Annotated in this window: 14 protein-coding genes and 1 pseudogene; 4 read left to right on the top strand and 11 right to left on the bottom strand. The window is 72.1% G+C overall.

Annotated elements, in window-relative coordinates; genetic code table 11:
* Nucleotides 1–600: 600 nt before the first annotated feature.
* Nucleotides 601–951 (bottom strand): histone-like nucleoid-structuring protein Lsr2, encoded by a 351-nt coding sequence (locus V6U90_RS30405; protein WP_208812354.1) that lies wholly within the window; start codon nt 949–951, stop codon nt 601–603.
* A 108-nt stretch (nt 952–1,059) separates the two neighbouring features.
* The gene (lysS, locus tag V6U90_RS30400) at nt 1,060–2,568 is read right to left on the bottom strand and encodes a lysine--tRNA ligase (RefSeq protein WP_334444042.1); all 1,509 of its coding nucleotides are present in this window, start codon (nt 2,566–2,568) and stop codon (nt 1,060–1,062) included.
* Nucleotides 2,569–2,658: 90 nt separating this feature from the next.
* Here lysS and V6U90_RS30395 point away from each other — a divergent pair, with 90 nt between their 5' ends.
* Nucleotides 2,659–3,408, top strand: a complete 750-nt coding sequence (locus V6U90_RS30395; protein WP_334444039.1) for a class I SAM-dependent methyltransferase — start codon at nt 2,659–2,661, stop codon at nt 3,406–3,408.
* 20 nt (nt 3,409–3,428) lie between these two features.
* Here the strand turns inward: V6U90_RS30395 and V6U90_RS30390 are convergent, their stop codons facing one another.
* The 9 genes and pseudogenes from V6U90_RS30390 to V6U90_RS30350 form a co-directional block, all read right to left on the bottom strand.
* A complete protein-coding gene (locus V6U90_RS30390) occupies nt 3,429–4,187 on the bottom strand; it encodes a type III pantothenate kinase (RefSeq protein ID WP_334444036.1) in 759 nt (252 codons plus the stop codon).
* A gap of 144 nt (nt 4,188–4,331) precedes the next feature.
* A complete protein-coding gene (gene nadC, locus V6U90_RS30385) occupies nt 4,332–5,222 on the bottom strand; it encodes a carboxylating nicotinate-nucleotide diphosphorylase (RefSeq protein WP_334444033.1) in 891 nt (296 codons plus the stop codon).
* Nucleotides 5,219–6,913, bottom strand: a complete 1,695-nt coding sequence (locus tag V6U90_RS30380) for an L-aspartate oxidase (protein ID WP_334444030.1) — start codon at nt 6,911–6,913, stop codon at nt 5,219–5,221. The genes nadC and V6U90_RS30380 overlap by 4 nt, the downstream gene beginning before the upstream one ends.
* A gap of 65 nt (nt 6,914–6,978) precedes the next feature.
* Nucleotides 6,979–7,881, bottom strand: a complete 903-nt coding sequence (locus V6U90_RS30375; protein ID WP_334444028.1) for a septum formation family protein — start codon at nt 7,879–7,881, stop codon at nt 6,979–6,981.
* A gap of 95 nt (nt 7,882–7,976) precedes the next feature.
* Nucleotides 7,977–8,402: an aspartate 1-decarboxylase gene (gene panD / locus V6U90_RS30370; RefSeq protein ID WP_334444025.1), complete on the bottom strand. Its 426-nt coding sequence runs from the start codon at nt 8,400–8,402 to the stop codon at nt 7,977–7,979.
* Nucleotides 8,403–8,425: 23 nt separating this feature from the next.
* Nucleotides 8,426–9,274 carry a pantoate--beta-alanine ligase gene (panC, locus tag V6U90_RS30365; protein ID WP_334444021.1) on the bottom strand — a complete coding sequence of 283 codons (849 nt, stop codon included), beginning with the start codon at nt 9,272–9,274 and terminating at the stop codon, nt 8,426–8,428.
* Nucleotides 9,271–10,272, bottom strand: a complete 1,002-nt coding sequence (locus V6U90_RS30360) for a Rossmann-like and DUF2520 domain-containing protein (RefSeq protein ID WP_334444019.1) — start codon at nt 10,270–10,272, stop codon at nt 9,271–9,273. Before V6U90_RS30360 ends, panC begins: the two co-directional genes overlap by 4 nt.
* A 174-nt stretch (nt 10,273–10,446) precedes the next feature.
* Nucleotides 10,447–11,199: a phytase gene (locus tag V6U90_RS30355; RefSeq protein WP_334444016.1), complete on the bottom strand. Its 753-nt coding sequence runs from the start codon at nt 11,197–11,199 to the stop codon at nt 10,447–10,449.
* A 104-nt stretch (nt 11,200–11,303) separates the two neighbouring features.
* Nucleotides 11,304–11,768: pseudogene (locus V6U90_RS30350) on the bottom strand (phytase); the annotation flags it as partial.
* Between the two features lie 53 nt (nt 11,769–11,821).
* Here V6U90_RS30350 and V6U90_RS30345 point away from each other — a divergent pair.
* From V6U90_RS30345 to V6U90_RS30335, 3 genes are all read left to right on the top strand, one after another.
* Nucleotides 11,822–12,853, top strand: coding sequence for an SAM-dependent methyltransferase (locus V6U90_RS30345; RefSeq protein WP_334444014.1), 1,032 nt, complete (start codon nt 11,822–11,824; stop codon nt 12,851–12,853).
* Nucleotides 12,850–14,043, top strand: a complete 1,194-nt coding sequence (locus V6U90_RS30340) for an NADH-quinone oxidoreductase subunit D (RefSeq protein ID WP_334444012.1) — start codon at nt 12,850–12,852, stop codon at nt 14,041–14,043. The genes V6U90_RS30345 and V6U90_RS30340 overlap by 4 nt, the downstream gene beginning before the upstream one ends.
* A gap of 1,334 nt (nt 14,044–15,377) precedes the next feature.
* Nucleotides 15,378–15,649, top strand: a 272-nt coding sequence (locus V6U90_RS30335; protein ID WP_442933699.1) for a DUF6444 domain-containing protein, incomplete at its 3' end; no start/stop codon positions are given.

Raw genomic sequence — 15,649 nt, 5'->3', positions numbered from 1 at the left:
ACGACAACCCGTCGCGCTCGGTCGGTGAACCGCTCGAACATGCCCTCGTGCTCCTCACGTGCCGTGCGCACTCGATCTTGGTGGTCAAGAATCTCGGCGGGGCCGGTGCCCGGACGTCCAAGGCGAACGTCCGTGCCTCATTACTCTATCGCCGCGGACCGGTCCGGCTGAGGTCGTGTGCTGCTGGCCGGACCCGCGAACGCGTCGTTTCTATCAACTGTCCCCGCTCAGAGGGTGTTCCGGACCGCCCACCTCTACGCGCAGAGCGAAATTCAACGTGCCGGCGGTGACCGCCGGGGACCGGCCGGCCATCCACAGGCTGTGGACAAACCATCCACCGGTTGTGGACAACGTCCGGCCCGGGGGGATTCTTCCCGCTCCGCCGGAAAGATCCCGGCCCTGCCGGGTCGATCTCCACACCGGCACGCGGCAGGTCCCCGGACGTGGTACCTCCGGAACCCACCCGGCCGACATCCGGCGACCGGTCGCCCACGCCTCCGTACCCGTGGACATCCGGCGCGGCCCCAGAAGGGCCGCAAAGCACCGCGCCGGCCCGGAGCACGCTCCGAGCCGGCGTCGACGACCATCGGTCAGGCCCGGTCAGCGCCCGGCCTTGGCGTGGTACTCGTCAACGATCTCCTGCGGGATGCGACCCCGGTCGGAGATCTCCCGGCCTTCCTTCTTGGCCCAGGCCCGGATGGCCTTGTTCTGTTCCCGGTCGGCGGTGGCCCCACCGCGCCCGCGGGCGGCACGACCGCCCACGACCACCCCACCCCGGCCGACCTTCGATCCGGCCGCGACGTAGGGCGCGAATAGCTCCCGCAATTTACCGGCGTTCTTCTTCGAGAGGTCGATCTCGTACTGAACCCCGTCGAGCGAGAACTTGACGGTCTCGTCCGCGTCCCCGCCGTCCAGGTCATCGACCAGCTTGTGAATGATCTGCTTGGCCACGTGCCACGTTCCTTTCGAGCAGGTTCTCCTGCAAACAAGAGCACAATAGCGCTCACGATGCTTGTCGCGTCAATAGGACGGCGAAACTACGGAACAGGAACCTGGCGACTACTCCGCGCGGACCAAGGGGAAGAGGATCGTTTCCCGAATTCCCAGGCCGGTGAGGGCCATCAGGAGCCGGTCGATTCCCATTCCCATGCCACCGGCCGGTGGCATTCCGTACTCCATGGCCCGGAGAAAGTCCTCGTCCAGCCGCATCGCCTCGGCGTCGCCACGCGCCGCGAGCTGCGCCTGGGCGACCAGCCGCTCCCGCTGGACCACCGGGTCGACCAGCTCCGAGTACGCCGTGCCCAGCTCGAATCCGAGCACGTAGAGATCCCATTTCTCGGTCAGGCCGGGCTGCTCGCGGTGGCTCCGGGTGAGCGGGCTGGTCTCCTCCGGGTAGTCCCGCACGAAGGTGGGCTCCCGAAGACCCGGAACGACCAACTCCTCGAAGAGTTCCTCGGCGAGCTTGCCGGGCCCCCACTTGGGGTCGACCGCCATACCCACCTTCTCGGCGTACTGCACCAGCCGGGCCCGTTCCGTGGTAACCGAGACCTCTTCACCGAGCGCCTCGGAAAGCACCCCGAAGAGGGTGACCGAACGCCACTCACCACCCAGGTCCAGCTCCGTGCCGTCAGCGTGGGTGACGACGGTCGAGCCACTGACCGCCACCGCTGCCTCCTGCACGACTTGGCGGGTGAGGTTGGCCATCGTGTCGTAGTCCCCGTACGCCTCGTAAGCCTCCAACATCGCGAACTCCGGCGAGTGCGAAGAGTCGATCCCCTCATTACGGAAGTTGCGGTTGATCTCGAAGACGCGGTCGATCCCGCCGACCACCGCGCGCTTCAGAAACAGTTCCGGGGCGATTCGAAGATAGAGATCCGTGTCGAGTGCATTGCTGTGGGTGACGAACGGGCGGGCCGCCGCACCACCGTGGATCAACTGCAGCATCGGGGTCTCGACCTCGACGAAACTGCGGGCGTGCAACGAATCCCGCAGGCTGCGCACGGCCGACGCGCGCGTGCGTACCATCTGCCGCGCCTGCGGCCGGACGATCAGGTCGACGTAGCGCTGCCGGACCCGGGCCTCCTCGCTCAGCGGCTTGTGCGCCACCGGTAGCGGACGCAGCGCCTTGGCGGTGACCGCCCAGGTGTCGACGAGTACCGACAGCTCCCCCCGCCGGCTGGTGATGACCTCACCGGTCACCCCGACGTGGTCACCGAGGTCGACCAGCCGCTTCCAGTCGGCCAGCCGGTCCGCGCCGACCCGGTCGAGGGAGAGCATCGCCTGCAACTCGGTGCCGTCACCGTCCCGCAGGGTGGCGAAGCAGAGCTTGCCGGTGTTCCGGATGAAGATCACCCGACCGGCGACCGAGGCGGTGTCTCCGGAGGCGGTGTCGGTCGGCAGTTCGGCGTACCGGGCACGGATCTCGGCGAGCGTCGCGGTCCTCGGGTAGCCGACCGGGTACGCGTCACCGGCCTCGGCGAGCAGCCGGTCCCGCTTCTCCCGGCGGACCCGCATCTGCTCCGGGATGTCGTCGGCGGGGTCGATCGGCGGGGTGGTCTGCTCGGTCACGGCATGCGTCCTCAGATGGAGATATCGGGCGGTGTCAAGGCACGAGCGTACTCAAGTGCTCCGGAGCTGTTCACCGGATAACCTCCGGCCATGACCGATACCACCCAGGCCCTCTCGTTCGGGACGGCGGCCGGCGACTATGACCGCTTCCGTCCCGGATATCCGGCTCTGGCCGTCGCCTGGGCGGTCGGCACCGACACACCCGCCCGGGTCGTCGACCTGGGCGCCGGGACCGGCATCCTCAGCCGCGCGCTGCTCGGCCTGGGGCACACCGTCGCGCCCGTCGAGCCGGATCCGGGTATGCGGGCACAGCTCGACGCGGCGACCCCGGGCACCACCGCCCTGGCCGGCAGCGCCGAGGCGGTGCCGCTGCCGGACGGGTGGGCCGATGCGGTGGTCGCGGGTCAGGCGTACCACTGGTTCGACCGGGAGCGGGCGCATCCGGAGATCGCCCGGTTGCTCCGACCAGGTGGGATGTTCGCTCCGATCTGGAACATCCGTGACGACTCGGTCGACTGGGTCGCCGCCCTGTCCCGGATCGCCGGCGGCCCCGGGTATCGCGCCGAGGAACTCCTCCGGCACGTGCGGGACACCTTCGGCGACCGGTTCGGACCGGTGGAGCAGGCCGAGTTCCGGCACCATGTCACCCTCGGCCCGAAAGAGCTGCTCGGCATGATCCGGACCCGCTCCTACTATCTGACCGCCGACGCCACCCGACAGCGCGAGCTGGACCGGGCGGTACGGGAACTCACGGCGGACCATCCCGACCTCGCCGGCCGGGACTCGTTCGCGCTGCCGTACCGGACGATCGTGTTCCGGGCGGCCCGCCCGGCCGGCTGACCCGGCGCCCGGCAGGCCGGTCAGACGTTGCGCTCGTAGACCATCCGCAGCCCGATCAGCGTGATCATCGGCTCGTGGTGGGTGATGGTCCGGCATTCCCCGATCACCACCGGGGCCAGGCCACCGGTCGCGATCACCGCCCGGACCTCGCCCAGTTCCCCGATCATCCGCTCGACGATCCGGTCCACCTGCCCGGCGAAGCCGAAGTACATCCCGGACTGGAGGCACTCGACGGTGTTCTTGCCGATCACCGACCGCGGCCGGGTCGGTTCGACCTTGCGTAGCTGGGCGGCACGGGCCGCGAGCGCGTCGAAGGAGATCTCGATGCCCGGCGCGAACGCCCCACCGAGGAACTCGCCCCGCCCGCTGATCACGTCGAAGTTCGTGGTCGTCCCGAAGTCGACCACGATCGACGGCCCACCGTAGAGGCTGTACGCGGCGAGGGTGTTGACCACCCGGTCGGAGCCGACTTCCTTGGGGTTGTCGATGGCCAGCTGCACCCCGGTTTTCACCCCTGGCTCCACCACCACACTGGGGATCTCGCCGTAGTACCGGGCGAGCATGGTCCGCAGTGACCGCAGCGCAGCCGGCACGGTCGAACAGGCGGCGATCCCGCTGATCTCCACCGCGTCCCCGGCGAGCAGGCCCCGGAACATCAGGCCCAGCTCGTCGGCGGTCGAGCGGGCGTCGGTCTTGATCCGCCAGGAGTGCACCAGCTTGTCACCGTCGAAGGTGGCGAGCACGGTGTTGGTGTTTCCGATGTCGATGCAGAGCAGCACGCTGGAAGCCTAGACAACCTCGTCGGCGGCCGGCGCGGACCGGCGCCTGCCGGCCGCCGTGATCCGGCAGGCCGGCCGCCGTGATCCGGCAGGCCGGCCGCACCGGGCCCGGCCGGGCGACCGGCCACCGACCCGGCAGGCCGGTCAGGCCGAGCGGAGATCCAGCGCGATGTCCATGATCGGTGCGGAGTGGGTGAGCGCTCCGACCGACAGGTAGTCCACCCCGGTCGCCGCGAACTCCGCCGCGACGTCCAGCGTCAGCCCGCCGGTCGCCTCCAGCTCCGCCCGGTCGCCCACCGCGGCAACCACCTCGGTCAGCAGCGCCGGCGTCATGTTGTCGCAGAGCAGGAAGTCGGCCCCCGCCTCGACCGCCTCCACCGCCTCGGCCACCGTGGTCACCTCGACCTGTACCGGCAGACCCGGGAACGACTCGGTGACCCGCTGGTAGGCCGCGGTGATCCCCCCGGCGGCCAGCTTGTGGTTGTCCTTGATCATCGCGACGTCGTAGAGGCCCATCCGCTTGTTGGTGCCCCCACCGGCCCGGACCGCGTACTTCTCCAGGATCCGCAGCCCCGGAGTGGTCTTCCGGGTGTCCAGCACGGTCGCCTTGCTGCCGGCCAGGACGTCCGCCCATGCCCGGGTGTGGGTGGCCACCCCGGACATCCGGCAGAGCAGGTTCAGCGCCGTCCGCTCGGCGGTGAGCAGGTGCCGGGTCGGGCCGGTCACCGTGGCCAGCACCGCACCGCGCGTCACCCGGTCCCCGTCGCGGGCCCGCAGCACCACCTCGACGGTACGCCCGGAGCCCGTCGCCGCCAGCTGGAAGACTGCCGCCGCGACGTGCAGCCCGGCCACCACCCCGTCCGCCCGGGCGACCAGCTCGGCGGTGTCCACCTGGTCGGCCGGGATGGTGGCGGCACTGGTCACGTCGAGCCGCTCCGGACCCAGGTCCTCGGTCAGCGCCGTGTCGATGATCCGCCGTACCGCCGCCGGGTCCAGCCCGTCGGCGCGCAGCGCCGCCTCCGTGGATGGGTTCACCGCAGTTCCTCCCAGTGCTGAGTCAACCGGTTCCGGGTGCCGACCGTACCCACCAGGTGCCCACGCCACCGGTCGTCGGCGGCCGGGAAGTCCTCCCGCCAGTGGCACCCCCGGGTCTCCTGCCGGGCGTACGCAGCGGCGACCAGCGCCGACGCCACGGTCATCAGGTTCGTCGCCTCCCAGGAGGCGGTCCCCGGGGTACCCCGTCCCGTCCCGAGGTCGGCGAGCACCCCGGCGGCTGCGGTCAGCGTGTCCGCCGAGCGGAGCACCCCGCTGCCCCGGGTCATCGCGCGCTGCAACGGCGCCCGCACCTCCGCCGGTGTCACCCAGCCGGCACCGCCGAGCCAGGCCCCGGTCGGGGCCGGCTGCTGCTGCTCCGGAAGGCCGACGGCGATGTCCTCGGCGATCCGCCGGGAGAAGACCAGCCCTTCCAGCAGCGAGTTGCTGGCCAACCGGTTGGCGCCGTGCACTCCGGTACAGGCCACCTCGCCGCAGGCGTACAGGCCGGGGATGGAGGTCCGGCCGTGCAGGTCGGTACGGACCCCACCGGAGGCGTAGTGGGCGGCCGGGGCGACCGGGATCAGGTCGACCGCCGGGTCCACCCCGATGGCCAGGCAGGACGCCACGATGGTGGGGAACCGCCGGGCCAGGAACTCGCCGCCCAGATGCCGGGCGTCGAGGAAGACGTGGTCCGCCCCGGTGGCCAGCAGCACCCGGTGGATCCCCTTGGCCACCACGTCACGCGGGGCCAGTTCGGCCAGCTCGTGCTGGCCGAGCATGAACCGCTTACCGTCGGCGTCGACCAGGTGGGCGCCCTCGCCGCGCAACGCCTCCGAGACCAGCGGCTGCTGGGCCGGACCGGCACCGGGCACCCCGGAACCCGCCGGGGTGATCAGGGCGGTCGGGTGGAACTGGACGAACTCGATGTCGGTGACCTCGGCACCGGCCCGCATCGCCAGGGCGACGCCGTCGCCGGTCGAGACGGCCGGGTTGGTGGTGGCCGCGAAGACCTGGCCCATCCCGCCGGTGGCCAGTACGACCGCCCGGGCCAGCAGCGCGCCGACGCCGTCCGCACTGCCCTCGCCGAGCACGTGCAGGGTGATCCCGCAGGCCCGGCCCAGCCCGCCGGGGCCGTCCCCGGGGGCCCGGAGCAGGTCCAGCACCAGCGCATGCTCCACCAGCCGGATCCACGGGTCCCGACGGACCGCGGCGTGCAGCGCCCGCTGCACCTCCGCCCCGGTGGCGTCGCCACCGGCGTGCACGATCCGGTCGGCCCGGTGGCCGCCCTCCCGGGTCAGCATCAGTGACCCGTCCGGGTTGCGGTCGAACTCCGCGCCGATCCGCATCAGTTCCCGCAGCCGTACCGGGCCCTCCTCGACCAGTACCCGGACCGCACCGGGGTCGCAGAGCCCCACCCCGGCGATCTGGGTGTCCGAGGCGTGCGCGGCCGGGGTGTCGTGCGGGTCGAGCACGGCGGCGATGCCGCCCTGCGCCCAGCGGGTCGAACCCTCGTCGATGTTGACCTTGGTGACCACGGTGACGTGCAGCCCCGCCTCCCGCAGGTGCAGCGCGGCGGTCAGCCCGGCCACCCCCGACCCGACCACGATGACGTCGGTGGTCTCCACCCAACCCGGTGCGGGTGCCGCCAGCAGGTCGGGCAGCGCGGGCAGGTCGAGGGTCGGCAGCTCCATGCCCACAGTCAACCGCGCCGGACCACCGGCCTGCCGGCCGGGGGCCGGAGAAAGTGAAGCAACCGTCACCCTGTCCGGATCGGCAGGGCCGCCGCTCCGGCGTTGCGCAGCGTCCGGTTGACCGTGCGGTCGCTCAGCCACAGGTAGCAGCGCACGCCCCGGTCGCCGGCCCGCCACTGGGCCGCCTTGCCCGGGACCGCCACCACGCCGACCCGGAACCGCAGGTTGGGGTCGTCCGCCAGGCCCACGTACCGGCCGATCTGTTTGCGACACTCGTCGTAGAACCGCACCCAGTCCCGGTCCCGGACCGGGTAGGCCACGTTCTCCGGGGCGCGCCAGGCGCCGACGAACTCCGCGTTGTGCGGCCGGGTGCAGGTGGCGGCCACGAGTTCCTCGATCGTGCGCTGCCGGTCCAGCTTGGCGGTGTAGCAGCCCAGCCTGAGCGGGCCGTCCGCCTTGAGCGCGTCGCGCAGGCTGGCGGTACGGCTGACCACCTCGCCGTTGGACTCGACGCTGGTCAACTCGGTCAGGTCGCAGCGGAACCAGCGGGCGCCGCCGGCCCAGGCCGTCGCCGGGGGCAGGGCCACCCCGAGCCAGAGCCGGCCGGCCCGCCAGTCCCCGCCGACGTACCCGTTGGCCTTCGCGTCGCATTCGGCGTACGCGGCCCGCAGCTCCGCCGAACCGGCCGGGGGCAGGGCCGGAGGATCGCCGGGGAACGTCCCCACATGGACGGTCTCCACCCGGTGCGGGGCGGTGCAGTCGACCGGGTTGAACGCGGAAAGATAGACGGTCTCGGCGAAGTCGGCGGCCAGGCAGACCCCGGCGGGTGGGGTGAACGCCTCCGGCTGCCCGAAGGCCGGCCAGTCGTCGACCAGGTCACCGTCCACCCCACCGGGTGCACCGCACCCGGCCAGCAGCAGCACGACAGCACCGGCCAGCGCCAGGCTCCGCAACGACCAACGGCGCATCACGGTCCTCCCCATGCGCCGGCGATCCGGACGGCGCCGGCCTAGGGTAACCAGACGGGGTCACCCGGTGACAGACCGGAAGCGGGCGACGGGGGTCAGCCGGTGACGGTCAGATCCCCCCGGACCGGGTCGCCTACCATCCCGGGGACGGCCTCCGCCGGGTCGGCGCCCAGCTCGATGACCCGGTTTGCCGCGTCGACGTGCACGATCCGGGGCTGGTACGTCCGCGCGGTCGCGTCGTCCATCTGCCCGTACGAAATGAGGATGACCAGGTCACCGGGGTGCACCAGGTGGGCGGCGGCCCCGTTGATGCCGATCACCCCGCTGCCCCGCTCACCGGGGATGACGTACGTCTCCAGCCGCGCACCGTTGGTGATGTCGACGATCGCCACCTGCTCACCGGGGAGCAGGTCGGCGGCGTCCAGCAGATCCTGGTCCACCGTCACCGAGCCGACGTAGTGCAGGTCGGCCTGGGTCACCGTGGCACGGTGGATCTTGGACTTGAGCATGGTGCGGAACATGGCTGCCTTTCCGGCGGAAGCGGTCAGTCGTGGGCGGCGAGCTTGATCGCCGTGTTGTCGATCAGTCGGGTGGTACCGACCCAGGCGGCGATCAGCATCCGGGCCGGGCCACCCGCCGGTCCCGGCTCCAGATCCGGGTCGGTGAGCACCAGGTAGTCCAGCCGGGCTCCGGGCGTACCCGAATCGAAGGCGCGGTGGGCGGCGGCCAGCACGCTGGTGGGATCCAGCCCGCGCTCGGCGGCGGCCGCACCGGCCCGCAACGCCGCCGAGAGGCTGAGCGCGGCGGCCCGCTCCGGCGCCGAGAGGTACCGGTTGCGGCTGGACAACGCGAGACCGTCCGACTCACGCACGGTCGGTACCCCGACGACCTGCACTGGCAGGTCGAAGTCCGCCACCATCCGCCGGACCAGGGTCAGCTGCTGGTAGTCCTTCTCACCGAAGAAGACCAGGTCGGGACGGGTCAGGTTGATCAGCTTGAGCACTACCGTGAGCACCCCGTGGAAGAAACCCGGCCGGCTGCCGCCCTCCAGTTCCCCACCGAGCAGCCCCGGCTCGACCCGGACCTCCGGCGCGCCACCCGGGTACATCTCCGCGCGGTCCGGGGCGAAGACCAGGTCCGCGCCGGCCCGCCGGCAGATCTCCAGATCGCTGTCCAGGGTGCGCGGGTACCGGTCGAAGTCCTCGTTCGGGCCGAACTGCAACGGGTTGACGAAAATCGTCACCAGGACGTGGTCGGCCTGCTCACGAGCCGCCCGCAACAGTGACTCGTGCCCGGAGTGCAGCGCACCCATGGTCATCACGACACCCACCGTGCCGGTCAGCCCGGCCCGGGCCTTGGCCAGCTCGGCGCGGGTGTGCAGCAGCTCGGTCATCCGACAACCTCCCGGTCACGGTCGGCCAGGACGCCGAGCAGCGACTCGGCGTCGACCGGCCGGAGCCGGCCGGCGGCGATCGCCCGGACGGCGGTCCGCCGGGCGAGGGCTAGATAGGGGGCCAGCGACTCCGGGGCCGTGCTGGCCAACCGGTCCAGGTGCTTCTCGACGGTACCGGCGTCACCCCGGGAGACCGGGCCGGTCAGCGCGGCGTCACCCAGTCGCAGGGCATTGTCCAGCGCGGCCCGCAGCAACGGCCCGAGTACCTTCTCCGGCTGCGCCACCCCGGCGTCCCGCAGCCGGTCCACCGCCTCGTTGACCAACGTGACCAGGTGGTTCGCGCCGTGCGCCAGCGCCGCGTGGTAGAGCGGACGGTCCGTCTCGGCGACCCACTCGGGCACCCCACCGAGGTCGGCCACCAGGCGGGCCGCCAACGGTCGCAGCCCGGCCGGGGCGGTCACCCCGTACGAGATACCGGCCAGCCGGGTCAGATCGTCCGGCGTACCGGTGAAGGTCATCGCCGGATGCAGGGCCAGCGCACCGGCACCGACGGCGACCGCCGGGGACAGTACGGCCGTCCCGTGCGCGCCGGAGGTGTGCGCCACCACCTGACCGGGGCGCAGCGCCCCGGCCTCGGCCAGCCCGGACACCACCCCGGCCAGGGCGTCGTCCGGCACCGCGACCAGCAGCAGGTCGGCGGCGGCCCGGGCGGTGGCAGGTACGTCGAGGTTGGCGGCCTCGGGCAGCAGCAGGGCGATCCGGGCACGGGTCGCCCCGGAGGCCCCGGAGGCGGCGACCACCCGGTGCCCGGCGGCGTGCAGTGCGGCACCGAGCACGGCACCGACCCGGCCACCACCCAGTACCCCGACGACCATCAATCGACGGGGGTCGGTGACAGGGATTCCCGACGCAGCAGCCCCGGCAGGCACAGCCTCACGCGGGCGCGGAGAAGCGCTCACAGCGGGCACGGCCGGACGTGGGCGCGGAGAAGCGCTCATGGCAGCGATCCAGTCCTCGGAAGTGGGTACCGGTCGATCGCAAGTATGCGCCGCTGTTGCCGAGCCGTCACAAGACGGTGTGAAAACCTTCACCGCCCTCCGGGCGGTAAGGAAGGGCCCCTCCTTAACGTTTTCGGTAGAGGAAGGGCCCCTTCTTAACACCATCCAACCGGATCAGCGTTGCCGGAGAAAGCCGGCGTCGAGGAACTTGAAGTTCGTGTTCGGGCGTGCCTCGCCGTCCGGTCCGGTCACGTCCGGGGTGTTTGCGCCGTCCTGCACCACCAGGAGACCGCCCGGGTACCCGGGCAGCGGGGTGGACACCACCGCCGCCCCGTCGCACTCCTGCGACCCGTCCACCCGGCGGCCGTCCGTCACCGCGAACCGCCCGAGCGGGCGCAGCGTACGCCGGTCGTACGTGTAGAACGTGTCGTCGCCCTGGCTGGAGACGACCAGCGTGCCGTCGTACCGGCCCTGCTGCCGGATGGTCAGCCCCTCCACGTCGGCGGCGATCCGCCCGCCGAACCCGGGGTCGGCCGCGTGGTCCACCACGCACTCGTCCTCCTCGGCGTCGTACGCGGCCGGGACGCCGTACTCGCGGGTGTGCTCGACGACCTGCGGGGCACCCTGGAACCGGCCACCCCGGACCGGGATCCGCCAGAGCCCGACGGTCTCCTGGGCCAGGTACGCCACCCCGGTCGCCGGATCCACCACGGTCCCCTCCACCTGCGGGCCGTCCCCCGGATCGGCGCAGGGCGACCAGGCCGAGCCGTCCGGCAGGGTGAACGTCGAGGGCAGAGCCAGCCGGTCCACCGGCCGGTAGGAGACCGTCGCCCCCTCGGCGACCAGCCGGAAGCTCCCCACCTCGGGCGTGCTGCGCCGGCTGACCAGCGCGTACGCCGTACCGTCCGAGTCGGTGAAGGTGCCCACGTCCGCTGGTCGTTCACCTCGCTCTGGTCGGCGCTGAACGCGTACCGGACGTCCGGGGCGGTCACGTCGGTCAGCCGCCGGGTCACCGGGTCGATCCGGTAGAACCGCAGGTGGTCCCGCCCCCGGTCGGTCACCACCGCCAGGTCCACCCGCTGCCCGGAGAGCCGGAAACCGGTGACCAGGTCGACATTGTTGAACCGGCCCGACTCGTCGTCCGGCCCGGGTGCCGGCGGGGTGGCGATCGCCTGCCGCTCCCGGCCACGCAGGTCGTAGACCCACAGCCCGCCGTTCTTGGCGGTGGCGATGACCAGGCTGCCGGCCCGGTCGGTCGGGTGCACCCAGATCGCCGGGTCGTCGGCGTCCGCGTCACCACCGGCGGTGTCGTCGTGCAGCGCCGGGGTCTCGGTACCCGCGCCCACCAACCGGAGCTGGTCCTGGACCGCCGACGACGGCCCGGCCTGCGGCGTCCGCGCCGCGTCCGCGTGCGGCGACCAGAGCAGGGGTACGGCGACAAGCAGCGGCACGGCGACCAGGACCGGTACGCGCAGTGGTGCGGCGAATCGACTCATGGCCGCGACCGTAGGGTCGGCAGCGTGACACCCATTGAACGGCAGGTGAACTGATGCTGCGCAGTTGGCGGCCAGCGATGGCGGAGGCGCTCTACGGACCGGGCGGGTTCTTCGTCACCGGAGCGCCGGCCGGGCACTTCCGGACCAGCGTGCACGCCACCCCGGCCTTCGCCGGAGCGCTGTTGCGCCTGCTGCACCGGGTCGACGCGGCGCTCGACCAGCCGGCCCGGCTGGACCTGGTCGACGTCGGTGCCGGCCGGGCCGAACTGCTGCGTACCCTCGCCCACCTCGCCCCGCCGGAGCTGGCCGCCCGGCTGCGGCTGGTCGCGGTGGAACTCGCCCCCCGGCCGGCGGACCTCCCGCCGACGATCCACTGGGTGGACGCCGTACCGGACGGGCTGACCGGGCTGCTGCTCGGCACCGAGTGGCTGGACAACGTACCGGTCGACGTGGCCGAGATGGTGGCCGGCGGATGGCGGCAGGTGCTGGTCGCCCCGGACGGCGCCGAGCAGGCCGGGCCCCCGGTCACCGGAGCGGACGTGGACTGGCTGGCCCGGTGGTGGCCGGTGGCCGGTGGACCGGGAGGCAGCCACGCCGGCCGGGCCGAGATCGGCCGTTTCCGGGACACCGCCTGGGCAGCGGCGGTGGCTGCCCTCGATACGGGACTGGCCCTCGCCGTCGACTACGGCCACCTGCGCGACGGGCGGCCGGTCGACGGCACGTTGACCGGGTACCGGGGCGGCCGGCAGGTGCCACCGGTACCGGACGGTTCCACCGACCTCACCGCACACGTCGCCGTGGACGCGGTCGCCGTGGCCGGAGCGGAGGTGGCCGGACAGCCGTACACGCTGATCAGTCAGGCCGGGGCGCTGCGGGCGCTCGGGGTCGACGGCGCCCGGCCGCCGTTGGCCCTGGCCGGCACCGACCCGGCCGGGTACGTCCGGGCGCTGGCCGCCGCGTCCGCCGCCGCCGAACTGACCGACCCGGCCGGACTCGGCGGCCACTGGTGGCTGCTGCAACCGGTCGGCATCGAAGCGACGCTCATGGCGCCCGGCATCGGCCCGGCGCCGCGCATGGCACGATGACGGGCATGACCACGGACGCCGGTGCCCTGCGTGAGCTGACCGTCGGTACCGGAGCCGGCCTGGTCCCCGAGACGGTTGCGGACGGGCAGCAGCTCGGCACCGACATGGTGCTCAACATCGGCCCGCAGCACCCCTCCACCCACGGCGTGCTGCGCCTGAGACTCGTGCTCGACGGGGAACGGGTGGTCTCCTGCGAACCGGTCGTCGGCTACATGCACCGGGGCGCGGAGAAACTCTTCGAAGTCCGCGACTACCGCCAGATCATCGTGCTGGCCAACCGGCACGACTGGCTGTCGGCGTTCTCGAACGAGCTGGGCGTGGTGCTCGCCGTCGAACGGCTGATGGGGCTGGAGGTGCCGGAGCGCGCGGTCTGGCTGCGCACCGCGCTGGCCGAGCTCAACCGGGTGCTCAACCATCTGATGTTCCTCGGCTCGTACCCGCTGGAGATCGGCGCGATCACCCCGGTCTTCTACGCGTTCCGCGAGCGGGAGACGTTGCAGGCGGTGATGGAGGAGGTCTCCGGGGGCCGGATCCACTACATGTTCAACCGGGTCGGCGGGCTCAAGGAGGAGGTACCGGCCGGCTGGACCGGACGGGCCCGGGCCGCCATCGACGAGGTCCGCCGCCGCCTGCCGGACCTGGACAACCTGATCCGCCGTAACGAGATCTTCCTGGCCCGGACGGTCGGGGTGGGGGTACTCACCGCCGCCGAGGCCGCCGCGTTCGGCGCGTCCGGCCCGGTCGCCCGCGCTTCCGGGCTCGACCTCGACCTGCGCCGCGACGAGCCCTACCTCGCCTACGGCGAGCTGGACGTACCGGTGGTCACCCGCACCGCTGGCGACTGCCACGCCCGGTTCGAGATCCTGCTCGACCAGGTGTACGTCTCCCTCGACCTCGCCGAGCAGTGCCTGAACCGGGTCGACCGGCTCACCGGGCCGGTGAACACCCGGCTGCCGAAGGTGGTCAAGGCACCCGAGGGACACACGTACGCGTGGACCGAGAATCCGCTCGGCATCAACGGTTACTACCTGGTCTCCCGGGGCGAGAAGACGCCCTGGCGGCTCAAGCTGCGCACCGCGTCGTACGCCAACGTGCAGGCACTCGCCACCCTGCTGCCCGGCTGCCTGGTACCCGACCTGATCGCAATCCTCGGCTCGATGTTCTTCGTGGTCGGCGACATCGACAAGTGACCGGCGCAGAGAGGTGACCAGCACAGGTAGGTGACCAGCGCGGACGGGTGAACCCGGGCGCGGTCAGCGCCAGTGGCTGGTCCCCGTGCCGAGCACTCGCCCGGTAGGAGCCGCCACCATGGTGGGAGCCGCCCGGGTAGGTCGTGTTCTCCTCGTCCCGGCCGTGCCGTCGGCGGGGCGGGCCGGCCTTGGTGGCCCAGTCCTCCTCGGGTCCCGGCTCACCCGGACCCTGGCCGCCGTACCCGCCGGCTCCGTACGGACGGCGACCGGTCGGCGCTGCGGCCCCCCACGACCCGGAGGGCTGCCCGGTCTCCCAGCCGCCCGACGTCGACGTACCGGACGTCGGCGTACCTGGCGGTCCACCTGGCATCGGCGCACCGGCGCGTGCACCGGACGTGGGTACACCGGACCAGCCACCGGACGTCGGCTCGGCCTGACGGCCACCCGGCGCCGACTCCGCCGCGCGACGACGGCCGGCCGGCTCCGCCGGGTCCAGACCACCGGACCGGTGCACGGTCGCCCAGCGGTCCTCGACGGACTCGACCCGTGCCGTGGAATCCCGGGCGTGACGGTCGATGGTCTGGCGCAGCTCGGCCGCCAGGCGGCGCAGCTCGGCGAATTCGTCGGGGCAGAGGTGCCCGCCGGGTGGGTGCTCCCCGTAGGACAGAGCCAGCAACCAGCCGTTCGCCGCTGCGATCGGGGAACCCGCGCCACGCTCGGCGGCCAGGGTTCCCCGCGCCACCACCACGGCGGCAAAGGTCGCGGTAGTGGCGACCCAGTACCGCGCCGACGACACCGGCCACGATGGCCAGGCGGACCCTTCCCGATCGCCTCATGATCGCAGGATGGCACGCAGCGGCCCCGAGACTCGACCACGATTCGCGTCCGAGTTCCTACCGGCGTCAACCGGGAACGGGAAGACGCGTCGGGCACCTACCCTCTTTTCCGGGGTTATGGCCGGGGGCATCTATAGGTTTCGGCGCACGCATTGCGGGCGCGATCTCCGCATTCCCGCCGGGAATTCGTGCGCGACACCCAAACGTCAATTCGGCAGAGGCGGGTACGCGCGGACCGGCGTGAAGGGATCGAACGTCCCTGGGTAAACCGCTCGGGCTGACCCGAGACCGCCATCAGACGCATGAGGCACCGAGCCAGAGTATGCCAGCGCGGAACCCGAGCGCGACTCACGCCGAACCTCGTTTAAACCAACTTGAGTGACGGTGACTGGTCAGGTGCTCGTCGGCGGGTCGGCTTGACCTGGGTCGTTCGGGTTGGATCATGGTTGGGTGTCCGGAACGCCGTCCATCGTGGAGCTGCTTGAGCGGCTTGCCCGGTTGGAGGCCCGGGTTCTTGAGTTGGAGCGGGACAACGCCGGGTTGCGGCGGGACAACGCCGGGTTGCGGCGGGAAAACGCGGTGTTGCGGCGGGAAAACGCGGTGTTGCGGGCGGAGAACGCGGATCTGCGGGCTCGGCTCGGGCAGGACTCGTCGAACTCGTCGCGGCCGCCGTCGTCGGATGGGCTGGCCAAGCCGGCGCCGAGGTCGTTGCGGGCGCGTTCGGGTCGGCGGCCGGGTGGGCAGCCTGGTCATGAGGGTCGCACGTTGCG

Origin of the sequence: Micromonospora sp. CPCC 206060, from assembly GCF_036906895.1 — a bacterium.
Taxonomy (GTDB): domain Bacteria; phylum Actinomycetota; class Actinomycetes; order Mycobacteriales; family Micromonosporaceae; genus Micromonospora.
The sequence above is the reverse complement of the archived record's forward strand: the minus strand, read 5'-3'. Positions and strand labels throughout refer to the sequence as shown.